The sequence below is a fragment of the Streptomyces sp. CB02058 genome (assembly GCF_001905505.1).
Classification (GTDB): domain Bacteria; phylum Actinomycetota; class Actinomycetes; order Streptomycetales; family Streptomycetaceae; genus Streptomyces.
Window position 1 is genome coordinate 407,437 of sequence record NZ_LIPG01000002.1, and the last position, 15,679, is coordinate 423,115.

Here is a 15,679-nt window from a genome sequence, read left to right on the forward strand (position 1 = left end):
ACACACCCCGGACATTGTCGAGGTCACGTCACTGAGTGATGCGGCTTCCGTACACCCCTGGGCTCCGGCAGCAAAGTTTGCCATCGTGATGTCCCGTCAGGGGGTGCAGGCAACCCCCGATGCACGGCAAGCATTCTGAGCCTGGTCGGCCCACTCGGGTCGTCGTGCCACACCGATGTGCCACAACAAACGGGGGAACCATGTCACTTCGCAGTCGACTCTCGCGCCGCGCACGGATCACGCTCCTCGGTGTCACCGCCGGAAGCTTCGCGGCAGCAATCATCGTCGTACCGGCACTCGCCGACAGCGACACCTCGGAGCAGGCGACGGCCGCCGCCCGGCAGGCGGACTACGGGCCCGAGCCCGAGGCGGACAGCCCGCTCGTCACGCAGACCGGCGGGCTGTCGACCATGGCCACGGCCACGCTCTCGCCCGACACGATGATCAACCGGGCCCGCGTCTGGCTCACGGCGAACAACGGCGGCCCGGTGCCGTACAGCATGGAGCGCAACTGGAAGGACGGTTACCGCCAGGACTGCTCCGGCTTCGTCTCCATGACGCTCGGGCTGGGCAAGCCCGGCCTGAACACCGTCGGGCTGGCCGACTCGCGGAACGGCGTCACCAAGCGGCTCAGCGGCACGAGTCAGCTGAAGAAGGGTGACCTGCTGATCGACTACAGCACCGCGGACGGCGACTTCCGCCATGTGGTGATCTTCGAGAAGTGGGCCAACACGGCGCACAGCTCCTACTGGGCGTACGAGCAGCGCGGTACGTACGGCACGACCCACCGCAAGCTCACGTACGGGATCGGCAACGACAACTACGACCCCTTCCGCCCGGTCAAGCTGGGTGGCGGCAGTGGTGGCGGCGGGCAGGTCCCGTCCCCGGGCGTCTCCTGGCCGGTCCTCCAGAACGGCTCCAAGGGCGCGGACGTGCGGTCCGCCCAGCAACTGCTGACCGCGCACGGCTACACGGTCTCCGCCGACGGCGTCTTCGGCCCGAACACCCGCTCCGCCGTGATCAAGTTCCAGAAGTCCCGGTCCCTGGCCGCCGACGGAGTCATCGGCCCGAACACCTGGTCCAAGCTGACCAAGGTGGTGAAGTCGGGCTCGTCCGGCCAGGCGGTGAAGGCCGCGCAGACACAGCTGAACGTCTACGGCTACGGCCTCGTGGTCGACGGCAGCTTCGGCACGAAGACGAAGGCCGCAGTGGTGGCCTTCCAGAAGAACCACAAGCTCCAGGTCGACGGCGTCGTCGGCCCGCAGACCTGGCGCTCCCTGCTCGGCAGCCGCTGACGCGAGCGGTCCGGCACCCGGCCGGCGGTTCCTTCCCCCCACGCAGGGGGAAGGGGCCGCCGGCCCGTGCGTGCGGCCGCGGCAGCGCGCAGAAAAACCAGGTGCCGCGCTGCGCCCGGGTCCCGCACCCTGGGCGTATGAACGACCAGCTCCAGCCGCCCCGTTACGAGATCCGCGCCCACCACACGGCCACCACGGTCACCGTCTACCAGGCCTACCGGCCCGCCATCGGCCTCCCGGCCGCCCGCGACGGCCGCTTCCCGTCCGCCTGGAAGCGCGACCGCATGACGTGGATCAAGCCGAGCTTCCTCTGGATGATGTACCGCTGCGGCTGGGGCGGGAAGGAGGGCCAGGAGACCGTGCTCGCCGTCGAGATCACCCGCGAGGGCTTCGCCTGGGCCCTGGAGAACGCCGAACTCTCCCACTACGTGAGGGGAGTGCACCCCGACCGCGCCGCCTGGCAGCGCGGGCTGCGCCACAGCCCGGCCCGCGTCCAGTGGGACCCGGAACGCGACCTCCGGCTGAACCCGCTCCCGCACCGCTCCCTCCAGCTGGGGCTGAGCGGCGAGGCGGCCCGGAGGTACGCGGACGAGTGGCTCGTCTCCGTACGCGATGTCACCCCGCTCGCGCACGAGATCCACGGGCTCGTCAGGGCCGGCGACCTGGACGGCGCGTCCCGGCTGCTCCCGGTGGAGGCCCCGCTCACGGACCTGGACGCGCCCCGGCCCGTGCCGGCCGGATCGTGAGCCCCGGGCCGTGAACCCCGGCCCGTGCCGGCCGGACCCACCACCGGCCGGACCGTGAACCGGCCCCCGGTCACGGCGCACCCCCGGCCGACTCGCTGTCGGCGGTGAACTCCCAGGCCAGCATGGTGAAGTCGCCCTCGTCCGCCGCCCCCGCGGAGCGATAGGTGGCGAGCGCCGCCTCGTTGTCGCGGTCCACGCCCACCCACATGCCGTAGCAACCGCGCTCCCGGGCCTCGGCGGCCAGGGCCCCGGTCAGCGCACGCCCGATGCCCCGGCGGCGGTACGGCTCGTCGACGGAGAGTTCGTACAGGCACATCTCCGTGCCCTTGTCGGGGTGGAGCATCTCGATGCCCGAGACGAACCCGGCCGGGGCGTCGTCCACGTACGCGATCAGCATCAGATGGCCCCCCGCCGCGAGGAAACGGGCCGCCCACTCCGGGCGTGGCAGGGCGTCGTAGAGGTGCGCGGCGCCGAGGAGCTCGGCCGTCGTGGTCGCGGCGCGGATGTCCATGAAGGGCCTTTCGCCGGGTGGGTGTACCGCGTCCGCAGTACGGGGCGGGGATCGTGTACCTCTTGGGGAGGCGGCGTACCTCACCCTGACGGCGCCGGGACCCCGGGTGCGAGCCCTTTAGGGTCGAGTCATGGAGAAACCGACTTCCCGGTGGCGGCACCGGCTGCCCCGTACCCGAGGCCGGTGGGCCGCGGTCGTCGCCGCCCTCGCCGTGCTCGCGGGTGCGGGTACCTGGACCGCCGTCGCCGACGACAGTGTCCCTTCCGTGCAGCGGCACGACCGGATGATGAAGATGAACGGGGTGTCGGTCGACACCTCGTACTTCACCTCCGGGGGTGCTCAGCGCAGGCCCGCCGTCCTCATCGGGCACGGCTTCGGCGGCAGCAAGGACGATGTGCGCGACCAGGCCGAGAAACTGGCCGCCGACGGGTACGCCGTCATGACCTGGTCGGCCCGTGGCTTCGGGAGGACCACCGGGGAGATCACGCTCAACGCCCCCGACGGCGAGGTCGAGGACGTGTCGGGGCTCATCGACTGGCTGGCCGGCCGGCCCGAGGTGCAGCTCGACGCGAAGGGCGACCCGCGCGTGGGTGTCACCGGTGCCTCCTACGGCGGCGCGGTGTCGCTGCTGGCCGCCGGTCATGACGACCGGGTCGACGCCATCGCCCCGGTGATCAGTTACTGGAACCTCGCCGACGCGCTCTTCCCGGACGGGGTGTTCAAGAAGCTCTGGGCCGGGATCTTCGTCAGTTCCGGCGGCGGCTGCGAGAAGTTCCAGAAGCAGCTGTGCGAGATGTACGAGCGGGTCGCCGTCACCGGCAAGCCCGACGCGGCGGCGCGTGCGCTCCTGACGGAACGTTCCCCCGCCGCCGTCGCCGACCGCATCGACGTACCCGCGCTCATCGTCCAGGGCCAGAGCGACTCGCTCTTCCCGCTCGGCCAGGCCGATGCCATGGCCAAGGCGGTCGAGGCCAACGGCGCGCCCGTCTCCGTCGACTGGATCGCGGGCGGCCACGACGGAGGGGACGACGAGGGCGACCGCGTCGAGGGCCGGATCGGTGACTGGTTCGACCGGTATCTGAAGGAGGAGAAGGGCGCCGACACCGGCCCCGGCTTCCGGGTGACCAGGACCGGCGGGGTCGACTCCACCGACGGCGCGGCCCTGAAGCGCGGCGCTAGCAGCGACACCTACCCCGGACTCTCCAGCGGCAGCCGGAAGATCACCCTGACCGGTGCCGGACAGCCGCCCGCGACGGGCGGGGGACAGGACGCCCCGGCGGGCGGCGGCCAGGACCGGCCCGCCGACGGCCGGGACGGTGCCGCGGCCGGTGGTGGCGAACAGGGAAGCGGCGGGACCGGCGGACAGGACACCGGGGACACCGGTGGCGGACGCGAGGAGCTCACGGCCGGCGGCCGGGACGCGCCCTCCGGCGGCCTCACGCAGACCTTCAGCAACCCCGCCGGAGCCAACCCGCCCTCCATCTCAGCCGTCCCCGGCATCGGCGGCGGGCTCTCCCAGCTGTCCTCCCTCGGCGTCGGCCTCTCGCTCGACTTCCCCGGGCAGTACGCGCGCTTCGAGTCCGCCCCGCTGGACAGCGCCGTGCACGTCACCGGATCGCCCACCGTCCGTGTGAACGTGAAGGCGGACGAGGGCGACGCCGTCCTGTTCGGCAAGGTGTACGACGTATCGCCGGACGGGACGCAGCAGGTGCTGCCCTCCCAGCTCGTCTCCCCCTACCGGATCACCCCCGAGGAGCAGGGCAAGCCGGTCGAGCTCACCCTGCCCGCCATCGACCACGAGGTCGACGCGGGACACCGGCTCCGCCTCGTCCTCTCCGCGACCGACCTCGGCTACGCCTCACCCGCGGAGCCCGCGACGTACACCGTCACCCTCGACGGACCGCTGGCGGTGCCCACCGCACCCGCCGTGAAGACCGCGGCCGCGTCCCTGCCCTGGTGGATCTGGGGGCTCCCGGCCGCCGCCGCCGTGATCGCCGCGGCGCTCCTGCTCACCGCGCGCCGGCGCACGGCGACGCCCGCCCCGGACCCGGCGCTGACCGGCGTACCGCTCCAGATCACGGACCTGTCCAAGAAGTACGCCAAGTCCGCCGACCGGTACGCGGTGCGCGACCTCGGCTTCCGGGTCGAGAAGGGGCAGGTCCTCGGCCTCCTCGGACCGAACGGCGCGGGCAAGACCACCACCCTGCGCATGCTGATGGGCCTGATCACCCCCGACGCCGGAGAGATCCGCGTCTTCGGGCACGCGATCCGGCCGGGCGCGCCCGTGCTGTCCCGCGTCGGGTCCTTCGTCGAGGGCGCCGGATTCCTCCCGCACCTCTCCGGCCGCTCCAACCTGGAGCTGTACTGGCAGGCCACCGGGCGGCCCGCCGAGGACGCCCACATCGACGAGGCCCTGGAGATCGCCGGACTCGGCGACGCACTCGCCCGCGCCGTGCGCACCTACTCCCAGGGCATGCGGCAGCGCCTCGCGATCGCGCAGGCCATGCTCGGCATGCCGGACCTCCTCATCCTCGACGAACCGACCAACGGGCTGGACCCGCCCCAGATCCGCGAGATGCGGGACGTGATGATCCGGTACGCGGCCGGGGGCCGGACCGTGATCGTCTCCAGCCACCTCCTCTCCGAGGTCGAACAGTCCTGCACGCACCTGGTGGTCATGGACCGCGGACAGCTCGTCCAGGCCGGGCCGGTCGCCGAGATCACCGGCTCCGGGGACATGCTGCTCGTCACCACGGACGCCGAGGTCCCCGAGGCGCTCCTGGACAAGGTGGCCGCGCTCCCGGGCATCGGCTCCGCCGTCCGCACCGACGACGGCCGCGGGCTGCTGGTCCGTCTCGACGGTGCCACCGCGGCGCAGCTCGTCGCCGAACTGGTGCGCCTCGACGTGCCGGTGACGGGCGTCGGGCCGCACCGCCGCCTGGAGGACGCCTTCCTCACCCTCATCTCCCAAGGATCCGCATGAGCTCCGCACCAGAGATCCAGGCACTGGCCGAAGCCCCCGGCTACCACGCCCGCCGCACCCTGCCGCTGCGCGTGGAGGCCATGAGGCAGCTGCGCAGGCGCCGCACCCTGCTCATGGGCGGGGTGCTGGCGGCGCTGCCGTTCATCCTGATCATCGCCTTCGCGATCGGCGGCACGCCGGGCGGCGAGGGCGGCGGCGGGGGCGGCTCGCGGATCAACCTCATGGACGTGGCGACGGAGTCGGCGGCGAACTTCGCCGCGACCTGCCTCTTCGTCTCCGCCGGCTTCCTGCTCGTGGTGCCGGTCGCCCTGTTCTGCGGGGACACCGTCGCCTCCGAGGCCAGCTGGTCGTCGCTGCGTTATCTGCTGGCGGCGCCGGTGCCCCGGGCCAGGCTGCTGTGGAGCAAGCTCGTCGTGGCGCTCGGCTTCAGCCTGGCCGCGATGGTGCTGCTTCCGGTCGTCGCGCTGGCCGCGGGAGCCGCGGCGTACGGCTGGGGGCCGCTGAAGCTGCCCACCGGCGGCGCGCTCTCCACCTCGGACACCGTGCCGCGCCTCGCGCTCGTGGTCGCCTTCGTCTTCGTCTCCCAGCTCGTCACCGCGGGACTGGCGTTCTGGCTGTCCACCAAGACGGACGCCCCGCTCGGCGCGGTGGGCGGCGCGGTAGGCCTGACGATCGTCGGCAATGTCCTGGACGCGGTGACCGCGCTCGGATCATGGCGCGAATTCCTCCCCGCGCACTGGCAGTTCGCCTGGGCCGACGCACTGCAGCCCGATCTCGAATGGGGCGGGATGGCCAAGGGCGCGGCGGTATCGGTGACCTATGCCCTGATCCTGTTCGCCCTCGCCTTCCGGGGGTTCAGTCGTAAGGACATCGTGTCCTGAAGCTGATGTTCCGCAGTCCCACCCGCCGCCGTTGCCGCTTCGAGACGGTTCCGCAACGCTTCTGACGACTCCGCACGGGCGCCCCGCACGTCACATTCACAGATGTCCACGACGTGGGGGGTAACGATGGAACGCAGGGCAAGGACGTATCGAGGGGCGCTGGCGCTGCTCCTGGCGGGCGGCATCCTGATCACCGGCTGCGGAGGGTCGGACTCGGGCGACGAGTCCGCCCTGGCCGACCGCGGCAGCGGCAGCCGCGGACCCGCCGGGGGCAAGCAGCCCGCCCCCGGCGCTCCGTCCGCCGCACCCGGGCAGCGGGAGGACGGGGCGGCGGCCGAGGACGGCGCGGAGCGGGAGAGCGTGGCGCCCGACTACCTGTCGACCTTCGCGCTCGACGTGGACACCGCGAGCTACGGATACGCGCGGCGCACGCTCGGAGACGGGCAGCTGCCGTCGCCCGACACCGTGCGGCCCGAGGAGTTCGTCAACAGCTTCCGTCAGGGCTACCGACCGCCCGAGGGCAACGGCTTCTCGGTGTCCGTGGACGGCGCCGCGCCCGGTGCCGGGGCCTCCGACTGGTCGCTCCTGCGGGTCGGGCTGGCCACCAGGCCCGCCTCGGAGACGGGCGAACGCCCGCCCGCCGCACTGGCCTTCGTCGTCGACATCTCCGGATCGATGGCCGAACCCGGCCGCCTCGACCTGGCGAAGACCTCGCTGGGCATCCTCGCCGACGAACTGCGCGACGACGACTCCGTATCCCTGGTCACCTTCAGCGACGAGGCCGAGACCCGGCTGCCGATGACCCGGCTCCAGGGCAACCGCACCAGGATCCGGGACGCCATCGAAGGGATGGAGCCCACCGACTCCACCAATGTGGCGGCCGGCATCCAGCAGGGCTACGACGAGGCGGTCGAGGGCCACCGCAAGGGCGCCACCAACCGGGTCGTCCTGCTCTCCGACGCCCTGGCCAACACCGGCGAGACCGACGCCGACGCCATCCTGGAGCGCATCGACGACGCACGCGAGGAGTACGGCATCACGCTGTTCGGCGTCGGCGTGGGCAGCGACTACGGCGACGCGCTGATGGAGCGGCTCACCAACAAGGGCGACGGCAACACGACCTACATCGCCGACGAGACCCAGGCTCGGAAGGTCTTCGTCGACCAGCTGCCCGCCCATGTGGAACTCCGTGCCCGTGACGCCAAGGCCCAGGTGGCCTTCGACCGCGAGACGGTCCAGCAGTTCCGGCTCATCGGCTACGAGAACCGCAAGGTCGCCGACGAGGACTTCCGCGACGACAGCGTCGACGGTGGCGAGGTCGGCCCCGGCCACACGGTGACCGCGCTCTACGCCGTCCGCCTCCGCGAGGGCGCCTCCGGTCACGTGGCGACGGCGACGGTGCGCTGGCAGGACCCGAAGACGCGCAAGGCGCACGAGCGGACGGGCTCCGTGGAGACCGGCTCGATCGACGGGAGGCTCTGGGGCGGTGAGGGCACCAGGCTCCAGGTGGCGGCAGTGGCCGCCTACTTCGCCGACATCCTGAGGGGCGGCGACCTCCCCGGGACGCCCGCGCTCGGCGAGCTCGCCGGCCGGGCGAGGGAGCTGGCCTCCGCCACCGAGGACGGCGCCGTGGAGAAACTCGCCACCATGATCGAACAGGCCGAGCGGATCAGGAACGGCGGCGGGGACGGATCACCCGGCGACGAGGGTGAGGGCGAAGTCGGCTGAGACGCCCGTCCGGGCCCGGCGGGGGCCCCGCCGGGCGGCCGGTCCTGTCGGTGGCGGCTGGTAGAAACCCTTGCACAGCCGTCGAACGGACCGTCAGGAGAACCGAGTTGTCGTACGTCCACCATGTCGAGCAGTTCCACGGACTGCCGGTCTTCACCTTTCCGCCGTACGCGGACCCCACGGACCTGCCCGCGCCGGGCACCGTGGCCTGGCGGCTCCACTGCGGGCCGTACCCGACCGATCAGAGGTCCGGACCGTACTGGAAGACGTTCACCGAGTCGGTCGACCTCGGAGAAGTACGGGCCCTGATCCTCGGCAGTCCCTGGTACGACAGCGACGGCGGGGGCGATCTGGACGAACTCATCGCCCTGCGATCCCGGTTCACCGGGCTGGAGGCGGTCTTCCTCGGCGATCTGGAGGACGAGGAGGCGATGATCTCCACGATCGGCCTGGACGACCTCACCGAACTCCTGAAGGCGTTCCCCGGGCTCCGGGAACTGGGCGTGCGGGGCGGGGACGGCCTGGCATTCCCCACCACGGGACACGCGAACCTGCGGGTGCTGCGCGTGGAGTCCGGCGGGCTGCCTCCCGGGGCGGCCGCCCAGATAGCCGCCGCTTCCCTGCCGTCCCTGGAGCGCCTGGAGCTGTGGCTGGGCGACGAGTGGTACGGCGGCGGCACCACGGTCGGGGACCTCGCCCCGCTGTTCGCCGGTGTCGGGAAACCCGCACTGCGCCACCTGGGACTGCAGAACAGCCCGGAACAGGACGAGTTGGCGGCAGCGCTGGCCACCGCGCCGGTCGTGCGCCGGCTGACCTCACTGAGCCTGTCCATGGGCACCCTCGGCGATGAGGGCGCGCAGGCCCTGCTGGACGGGCAGTCGCTCGCCCACCTGCGTGAGCTGGACCTCTCGCACCACTTCCTCAGCCAGGACATGATGCTGCGGATCTGGACGGAGCTGGAGCCGCAGGGGGTGCGGGTGAACCTCACCGCCCGGCAGGAGGCGGACGACACGTACGCCGACGACGACGGGCCGCAACGGTTCATCTCGGTCTCCGAATGAGCGAACAGCCCGGTCATCCCCTTGAAGCATCCACGCCGCCCCCAGGCCGGCGCACACGAAAGGACCGCAGCGTGTCCCACGCCCCCGTCGCGTCCCAGGACCCCGACGACCTCCTGCTCGCCAGCTGCAACCTCAACGGCCACTACCCCTGGCTGGACCCGGCCCAGCAGGTGCCCTACGGACACGTGCTGTACGCCGCGTCCATCCAGGGGCGGGCCCCAGCCGCCGTCGCGTCCCGGATGGCCGAGCTGGGGTACGCCGATGTCGAGCACCCGGAAACACCCTGGCCCGACTCGATCGGTGCGGAGGACGCCTCGCTGGTGAAGAGGGAGGGGCACGACGCCCACCGTCAGCAGTGGCTCGGTGCCGGTGAGCCGGTGTCCCTGTACGACCTTCTCCAGGCGGCCCAGCACGCCGGGCGTGCGCCTGCCGATGTCGCACGACGGCTCACCGCACTCGGATTCCGGATCGGCGGCGGCGGGTCGCTGCCGGAGACTCCGGGCCCCCGCGACGTGATGCTGATCTGCGCCGACCGCAAGGGGTACGGCACGTACTTCGGCTGGGGCGACGAGGTGTCCGCCGGTCACGTCCTCGAAGTGGCCGAGTACCTGGCCTGCAGCCCGCACGCCGCCGCCGTGCGGCTGACCGCTCTCGGCCTCCGGCTGCCCTACACCCCGGAACCCGGCGACGAGCGGCTCCTCACCCTCCATGTCACCTACCGCCCCCACTACATGGGCCGTTGGTCGGGGTCGCCTTTCGGGCACGTCCTCACCGTCGCACGGGAGACGGGACGCAGCGCGGCGGACGTCGTCGCCCGGCTGGCGGTGCTGCGAGGCGGGAAGCCGGGCGGAGCGGTGCCCGGCCCGCTGGACGACGACGACCTCGTCGCGCTCAGCAAGGGACTCGACGGCCGGGGACCCTGGCTGGAGGGGAGCCACGTCGCCAGTCTGCCGATGCGGCACGTCCTGCGTGCCTCCCTCGTCACCGGGCGGAGCCCCGCCTCGGTCGCCGAAAGGCTCACCGAACTGGGGCACCCACTGCACGAGAAGGCCGAGCTGCCGGAGACGGCCGACGAGGCGGACATCCGGCTGCTGGAGACCGTCGACCGGTCGTACCGGGACGGCGTCCACCTGGAGCACGTCCTGCGCAGCGCCGGCCTGACCGGCCGGAGCCCCGCCGACGTCGCCGCACGGCTGACCGCCCTGGGGTACGACCTCCCCGACGAGGTGGAGTACCCGGACGTGCGGGGCTCTCTGGCGGTCTGAGGACAGCTGAACGCATCCCGCCCCGGCCGTCGTCGTGGACGGCCGGGGCGGCGGGCCTGTGCGATCAGGCCAGGTGGAAGACCTCGGTCAGCGGGACCATCGCCTCGTCGGCGGCCTCCGACTGCTCGAAGAACTCCGCCATGTCCCGCTGCCACCGGGCGTTGACCTCGGTCGCCGCCATCGCCTCCCTGGCGGCGTCGAAGTCCTCCGTCTCCAGATAGCCGACCAGCAGGCCGTCCTCGCGCAGGAACAGCGAGTAGTTGTGCCAGCCCGCCTCCGACAGCGCGGCCAGCATGTCCGGCCACACCGCGGCATGGCGCTCCCGGTACTCGTCCTTGCGGTCCTCACGGACCTTCAGCAGAAAGCAGACGCGCTGCATGGAACCGGCTCCCCCGATCAGAAGTTGAACGTGTCGATGTTCTTGGAGTCGAACACCGTCGGCTCGCCGAGGATGACCTCGCCGTCCTTGCCGACGGTGTACTCACCGAGCTTGCCCGCCTCGAACTTCTCGCCCTCGGCGCCGGTGATCCGGCCCGACGCCAGCGCGGCGGCGGCGTAGGAGCCGAGGTAGCCGAGCTCCTCCGGGTTCCACAGCGAGAACTGCTCGACGGTGCCGTCCTTGACGTACTTGCGCATCTGGTTCGGCGTGCCCAGCCCGTTGAGCACGACCTTGCCCTTGTACGAGGAGTCGCTCAGGTAGCGCGCCGCGGCGGCGATGCCGACGGTGGTGGGCGAGATGATGCCCTTGAGGTCGGGGTAGGCCTGCATGAGGCCCTGGGTCTGCTGGAAGGACTTCTGGTCGGCGTCGTCGCCGTACGCGACCTTGACCAGCTCCATCTCCTTGTACTCGGGGAGCTTCAGCTCCTCCTTCATGAACTCGATCCAGGTGTTCTGGTTCGTGGCGTTCTGGGTGGCCGACAGGATCGCGATCTTGCCCTTGTAGCCGATCTGCTCGCCGAGGTGCTGGACCAGGCTGCGGCCGATCTCCTCGGAGCTGGCCTGGTTGATGAAGAGCTGACGGCAGTCCTTCGCCGTGTCGGAGTCGTAGGCGACGACCTTGATGTCCTTCTTCATTGCCTGCTTGAGCGGGCCGCACACCGCGTTCGGGTCGTTCGCCGCGATGAGGATCGCGTCCTGGCGCTGCTGGATCAGGGTGTTGATGTAGGAGACCTGCGAGGACGCGTTGGCGTCGGACGGGCCGACCTCCTTGCCCGTGCCGCCGTACTCCTTCGCCGCCTCGATGCCCGCCTCGTCGACGATCTTCTCGTACGGGTTGTTGATCTGCTTGGGCAGGAAGGCGATCTTCAGGCCCTTCTTCAGCGGGGCGTCCGGGTCGGCCTTCGCCGCGCTGCCCGTCTTCGCGGAACTCCCGGTGTCCTTGCTGTCCTTCGTGGTGCCCGAACAGGCGGTGAGGGCGAGGGCGAGGGAGACGGCGGTTGCTGCGGTAGCGACGGCGCGGCGCCCAGCGGCATTGCGGAGCATCATGGCGGCGTGTGCCTTTCGAAGAGGTACGGGGGGACGGGGGAGGGGCGTCATGACTGGGGCGCGGGGGTGTTCGCGGCTCGCCTGTGCCGTCGCTCGGCGACGGTGGCGATGATCCGGGGGGTGAGGACGGAGGCCACGAGCAGCAGCCCGGTCACGATGACCTGGACCTCGTTGGCGATGTCGTTGAGCGTGAGGAGGTTCTTCAGCACCCCGATCAGCAGGACACCGGCGACCGCCCCGAAGAGCGTGCCCTTCCCGCCGTCGAAGTCGATGCCGCCGAGGAGGACGGAGGCGATGACGAGCATCTCGAAGCCGAGTCCGTTGTCCGCGCGGGCACTTCCGTACCGGAGGGTGAAGACGACACCCGCGAAGGCCGAGAACAGCCCGGTCACCACGAAGAGCAGCAGCTTGATCCGCTTGACCCGGATACCGGCGAAGTAGGCGGCCTCCTCCTGGGCGCCGATCGCGAAGAGCGAGCGGCCCGGACCGGTGGCGTGCAGCACCACGGCGGTGACGGCGGCCAGGACGATGAAGAGCAGCACCGGGTAGGTCAGGAAGGTGCCGGGGACGGTCGTGGTGTCGACCGCCCAGTCCGCGTAGACCTGCGGGAAGTCGGTCACCGCGTCGCTGCCGAGCGCCACCGAGGCCAGGCCCCGGTAGAGCGCCAGGGTGCCGATCGTGACGGCGAGGGAGGGCAGGCCCACCTTGGTGACCAGCCAGCCGTTGAGGAGACCTCCGGCGACGCCCACCAGGAGCACCACCGGCACGATCGTCTCGAAGGCCCAGCCCGCCTCCCACAGGGCGCCGGTCAGCGCGCTGCCCAGGCCCAGCATGGAGGCGACCGAGAGGTCCACCTGTCCCGCGACGACCAGGAGGGTCATCGGCAGGGCGATGATGGCGACTTCGGCGATGTCGTTGAAGGCGAAGGCGAGGTTCTCGCCCGAACCGAAGCCCTCGGTGGTCCCGAGTCCGACGACGATGACCGCCACGAGCAGGACACCGACCGCGGTGTCCCAGCGCAGCGCGAGGCCGCGTACCAGGGAGGGCTTCGATACGGCCCGCGGCGCGGGAGCCGTCTTGGTGTCAGGCGCCGTGGTCATGACGGGCGTTCCTCTTCCTCAGTGCGGCGGTCATCCGCAGGTTCACGATCCGGTCGACGCTGATGGCCAGCAGGAGGAGAGCGCCGGTGATCGCGCCCTGCCAGAAGGAGTCCACCTTCAGCACGACCAGGACGCTGCCGATGGTGGTGAGCAGCAGGGCGCCGAGCGCGGCGCCCCAGACGGTGCCGGTGCCGCCGGTGATGGCGACACCGCCGACGACGACGGCGCTGACGACGGTCAGCTCCCAGCCGTGCGCGTTGTCCGCGACGACGGTGCCGAAGCGGGCCAGCCACAGGGCCCCGGCGAAGCCGGCCACGGCCCCGGAGAAGGCGTACGCGGCGAGCACCCGGCGCCGGATCGGTATGCCGGCGAGGCGCGCGGCCTCGGGGCTCGACCCGATGGCGTAGAGCTCACGCCCCGAGCGGTAGGCGCGCAGGTAGTACGCCGTCGCCGCGAGCAGGACGAGTGCGATCAGCGGAAGGTACGGGACGCCCAGCAGGCTGCCGCTGCCGAGGCCGAGCACGGCCTCCGGCACGTCGGAGGCGCTGATCTGCTCGCCCTGCGCCCACCAGTAGTCGATGCCCTGGATGATGTAGAGCATCCCCAGGGTCACCACCAGGGCAGGGACCCTGCCGAAGCTCACGAGGGCGCCGGAGACCAGGCCGCAGACGATGCCGATGGCGGTGCCGAGCAGCATCACGGTCAGCACACCGTGGTCGCTCCCCGCGACGAACCTGCCGCAGGCGAAGGCGGACAGACCGACGACGGAGCCGACGGACAGGTCGATGTTGCGGGTGATCACGACGACGGACTGGCCGACCGCCAGCAGCACCAGGATCGACGAGTTGAGCAGCAGGTCCTTGACGCCCTGGTCGGACAAGAAGCGCGGGTTGGCCAGATAGGTCCCCAGGATCAGCAGGACCAGCGCGCCCGCGATGGATATCTCGCGCGCCCGGAAGACCGCGTCCACGAGCGAGGAGGCACTGCGCTCCGGCGTCTTCACGGAGTCCGGCGGGCTCTCGATGGTGGTGGTCATGCCGCTGCCCTTTCATTGCGTCCGGTGGCCGCCGCCATGACCGACTCCTCGGTGGCGCTCTCGCGGGGGATCTCGGCGACGAGCCGGCCCTCGTGCATCACGAGCACCCGGTCGGCCATGCCGATGACCTCCGGCAGGTCGGAGGAGATCATCAGGACCGCGAGGCCGTCCGCCGCCAGCGAGGAGAGCAGCCGGTGGACCTCCGCCTTGGTGCCGACGTCGATCCCGCGCGTCGGCTCGTCGACGATCAGCACGGCGGGGCCGGTCGCCAGCCACTTGGCCAGAACGACCTTCTGCTGGTTGCCGCCGGACAGCACGCCCACGGTGTCGGCCAGCCGGTTGTACTTGAGCTGGAGCCGCACCGCCCAGTCGGCGGCCCTGTCGTGCTCCAGGGCCCGGCTGACGAGCCCGCGCTTGCGGACCTCGGACAGCCCGGTCAGACCGATGTTGCGCTCGATCGACATATCCATGACGAGGCCGCGCTGGCGCCGGTCCTCGGGGACGAGCGCGAGCCCGGCGTCCATCGCGGCGGTCGGCGAGCCGGGGCGCAGTACCGCGCCCGCCACCTTCACCTCACCGGCGTCGGCCCGGTCGACTCCGAAGACCGCCTGCGCGACCTCCGTGCGTCCGGCGCCGACGAGCCCGGCGAGCGCGACGATCTCGCCGCGCCGGACGTCGAAGGACACGTCACGGAAGACGCCCTCGCGGGTCAGCCGGTGCACCGACAGGGCGACTTCGCCGACCTCGGCGTCCTGCTTGGGGTAGAGGTCGTCGAGGTCGCGGCCGACCATCCTGCGCACCAGGTCGTCCTCGGTGAGGCCCTCCAGCGGCTCTGAGGAGATCCACCGGCCGTCGCGCAGGGTCGTGACGCGCTGGCACAGCTCGAAGATCTCGTCCAGGCGGTGCGAGATGAACAGCACGGCCGCGCCCTCGGAGCGCAGCGCCCGGACGACGGAGAAGAGCCGGGCGGTCTCGCTGCCGGTGAGGGCCGCCGTCGGCTCGTCCATGATCAGGACGCGGGCGTCGAAGGAGAGCGCCTTGGCGATCTCGACGATCTGCTGGTCGGCGATGGACAGCCCGCGGGCCGGGCGGTCCGGTGCCAGATCGACCCCGAGCCTGCGCATCAGTCCGGCGGTCGTCTCGTGCACGGCCTTGCGGTTGATGCGGCCGAGGGACCGCCGCGGCTGCCGGCCCATGAAGATGTTCTCGGCGATGGACAGATCCGGGAAGAGCGTCGGCTCCTGGTAGATGACGGCGATTCCGGCGTCACGCGCGTCGGCCGGGCCGTGGAAGACGACGGGCTCACCGTCGAGGAGCACCTCGCCGTCGTCCGGACGGTGCACTCCGGCGAGGGCTTTGATCAGGGTCGACTTGCCTGCGCCGTTCTCACCCGCGAGTGCGTGGGCCTCACCTGGGAACAGCTGCAAGGACACGTCCCGCAGGGCCCGTACGGCACCGAAGGACTTGCTCACGCCCTTGAGGGCCAGGACCGGGGCGGACTGGTTCATGGGAGCTCCTCAGCGGTGGGGCTGGGTCACGCCACTCGCCGTGAAAGGTTTCAATGAGGTTGCTCGGAAGCTAAACGGGG

The 15,679-nt window shown here is 71.4% G+C and carries 13 protein-coding genes; 7 read left to right on the plus strand and 6 right to left on the minus strand.

Going from position 1 to position 15,679, the window contains the following annotated elements; translation table 11 throughout:
- Positions 1-200 precede the first annotated feature (200 nt).
- Entirely contained in the window at positions 201-1,295 is a 1,095-nt protein-coding gene (locus AMK10_RS09055; RefSeq protein WP_073746789.1) for a peptidoglycan-binding domain-containing protein, read from the plus strand.
- Between the two features lie 137 nt (positions 1,296-1,432).
- Positions 1,433-2,041: a DUF4291 domain-containing protein gene (locus AMK10_RS09060; RefSeq protein WP_073746790.1), complete on the plus strand. Its 609-nt coding sequence runs from the start codon at positions 1,433-1,435 to the stop codon at positions 2,039-2,041.
- A 70-nt stretch (positions 2,042-2,111) separates the two neighbouring features.
- On the opposite strand, the gene AMK10_RS09065 is transcribed toward AMK10_RS09060, so the two are convergent.
- Positions 2,112-2,552 (minus strand): GNAT family N-acetyltransferase, encoded by a 441-nt coding sequence (locus tag AMK10_RS09065; protein ID WP_073746791.1) that lies wholly within the window; start codon positions 2,550-2,552, stop codon positions 2,112-2,114.
- A 130-nt stretch (positions 2,553-2,682) separates the two neighbouring features.
- Here AMK10_RS09065 and AMK10_RS09070 point away from each other — a divergent pair, with 130 nt between their 5' ends.
- The 5 genes from AMK10_RS09070 (at position 2,683) to AMK10_RS09090 (ending at position 10,470) form a co-directional block, all read left to right on the plus strand.
- Positions 2,683-5,535: an alpha/beta fold hydrolase gene (locus AMK10_RS09070; protein WP_073746792.1), complete on the plus strand. Its 2,853-nt coding sequence runs from the start codon at positions 2,683-2,685 to the stop codon at positions 5,533-5,535.
- Entirely contained in the window at positions 5,532-6,416 is an 885-nt protein-coding gene (locus tag AMK10_RS09075; RefSeq protein WP_073746794.1) for an ABC transporter permease, read from the plus strand. The genes AMK10_RS09070 and AMK10_RS09075 overlap by 4 nt, the downstream gene beginning before the upstream one ends.
- A 126-nt stretch (positions 6,417-6,542) precedes the next feature.
- Positions 6,543-8,144, plus strand: coding sequence for a vWA domain-containing protein (locus AMK10_RS09080; RefSeq protein ID WP_073746795.1), 1,602 nt, complete (start codon positions 6,543-6,545; stop codon positions 8,142-8,144).
- Between the two features lie 107 nt (positions 8,145-8,251).
- A complete protein-coding gene (locus AMK10_RS09085; RefSeq protein ID WP_073746796.1) occupies positions 8,252-9,205 on the plus strand; it encodes an STM4015 family protein in 954 nt (317 codons plus the stop codon).
- 71 nt (positions 9,206-9,276) lie between these two features.
- Entirely contained in the window at positions 9,277-10,470 is a 1,194-nt protein-coding gene (locus AMK10_RS09090) for a wHTH domain-containing protein (RefSeq protein WP_073746797.1), read from the plus strand.
- Between the two features lie 64 nt (positions 10,471-10,534).
- Here AMK10_RS09090 and AMK10_RS09095 read toward each other — a convergent pair whose 3' ends face one another.
- From AMK10_RS09095 to AMK10_RS09115, 5 genes are read right to left on the minus strand one after another with little or no spacing between them, the layout of a single operon-like run.
- Positions 10,535-10,849, minus strand: coding sequence for an L-rhamnose mutarotase (locus tag AMK10_RS09095; RefSeq protein WP_073746798.1), 315 nt, complete (start codon positions 10,847-10,849; stop codon positions 10,535-10,537).
- 17 nt (positions 10,850-10,866) lie between these two features.
- Positions 10,867-11,955 (minus strand): rhamnose ABC transporter substrate-binding protein, encoded by a 1,089-nt coding sequence (gene rhaS / locus AMK10_RS09100; RefSeq protein WP_073746799.1) that lies wholly within the window; start codon positions 11,953-11,955, stop codon positions 10,867-10,869.
- A gap of 47 nt (positions 11,956-12,002) precedes the next feature.
- Complete coding sequence (locus AMK10_RS09105) at positions 12,003-13,055, minus strand: ABC transporter permease (RefSeq protein ID WP_073746800.1); 1,053 nt, start codon at positions 13,053-13,055, stop codon at positions 12,003-12,005.
- Positions 13,039-14,091, minus strand: a complete 1,053-nt coding sequence (locus AMK10_RS09110; RefSeq protein WP_073746801.1) for an ABC transporter permease — start codon at positions 14,089-14,091, stop codon at positions 13,039-13,041. Before AMK10_RS09110 ends, AMK10_RS09105 begins: the two co-directional genes overlap by 17 nt.
- Positions 14,088-15,599, minus strand: coding sequence for a sugar ABC transporter ATP-binding protein (locus AMK10_RS09115; RefSeq protein WP_073746802.1), 1,512 nt, complete (start codon positions 15,597-15,599; stop codon positions 14,088-14,090). Before AMK10_RS09115 ends, AMK10_RS09110 begins: the two co-directional genes overlap by 4 nt.
- Between the last annotated feature and the right edge of the window lie 80 nt (positions 15,600-15,679).

Bases quoted from the DNA above. Each gene is read 5' to 3' on its own strand.
- AMK10_RS09055 (WP_073746789.1), top strand. From the start codon at position 201: ATGTCACTTCGCAGTCGACTCTCGCGCCGCGCACGGATCACGCTCCTC.
- AMK10_RS09060 (WP_073746790.1), top strand. From the start codon at position 1,433: ATGAACGACCAGCTCCAGCCGCCCCGTTACGAGATCCGCGCCCACCAC.
- AMK10_RS09065 (WP_073746791.1), bottom strand. From the start codon at position 2,552: ATGGACATCCGCGCCGCGACCACGACGGCCGAGCTCCTCGGCGCCGCG.
- AMK10_RS09070 (WP_073746792.1), top strand. From the start codon at position 2,683: ATGGAGAAACCGACTTCCCGGTGGCGGCACCGGCTGCCCCGTACCCGA.
- AMK10_RS09075 (WP_073746794.1), top strand. From the start codon at position 5,532: ATGAGCTCCGCACCAGAGATCCAGGCACTGGCCGAAGCCCCCGGCTAC.
- AMK10_RS09080 (WP_073746795.1), top strand. From the start codon at position 6,543: ATGGAACGCAGGGCAAGGACGTATCGAGGGGCGCTGGCGCTGCTCCTG.
- AMK10_RS09095 (WP_073746798.1), bottom strand. From the start codon at position 10,849: ATGCAGCGCGTCTGCTTTCTGCTGAAGGTCCGTGAGGACCGCAAGGAC.
- rhaS (WP_073746799.1), bottom strand. From the start codon at position 11,955: ATGATGCTCCGCAATGCCGCTGGGCGCCGCGCCGTCGCTACCGCAGCA.
- AMK10_RS09105 (WP_073746800.1), bottom strand. From the start codon at position 13,055: ATGACCACGGCGCCTGACACCAAGACGGCTCCCGCGCCGCGGGCCGTA.
- AMK10_RS09110 (WP_073746801.1), bottom strand. From the start codon at position 14,091: ATGACCACCACCATCGAGAGCCCGCCGGACTCCGTGAAGACGCCGGAG.
- AMK10_RS09115 (WP_073746802.1), bottom strand. From the start codon at position 15,599: ATGAACCAGTCCGCCCCGGTCCTGGCCCTCAAGGGCGTGAGCAAGTCC.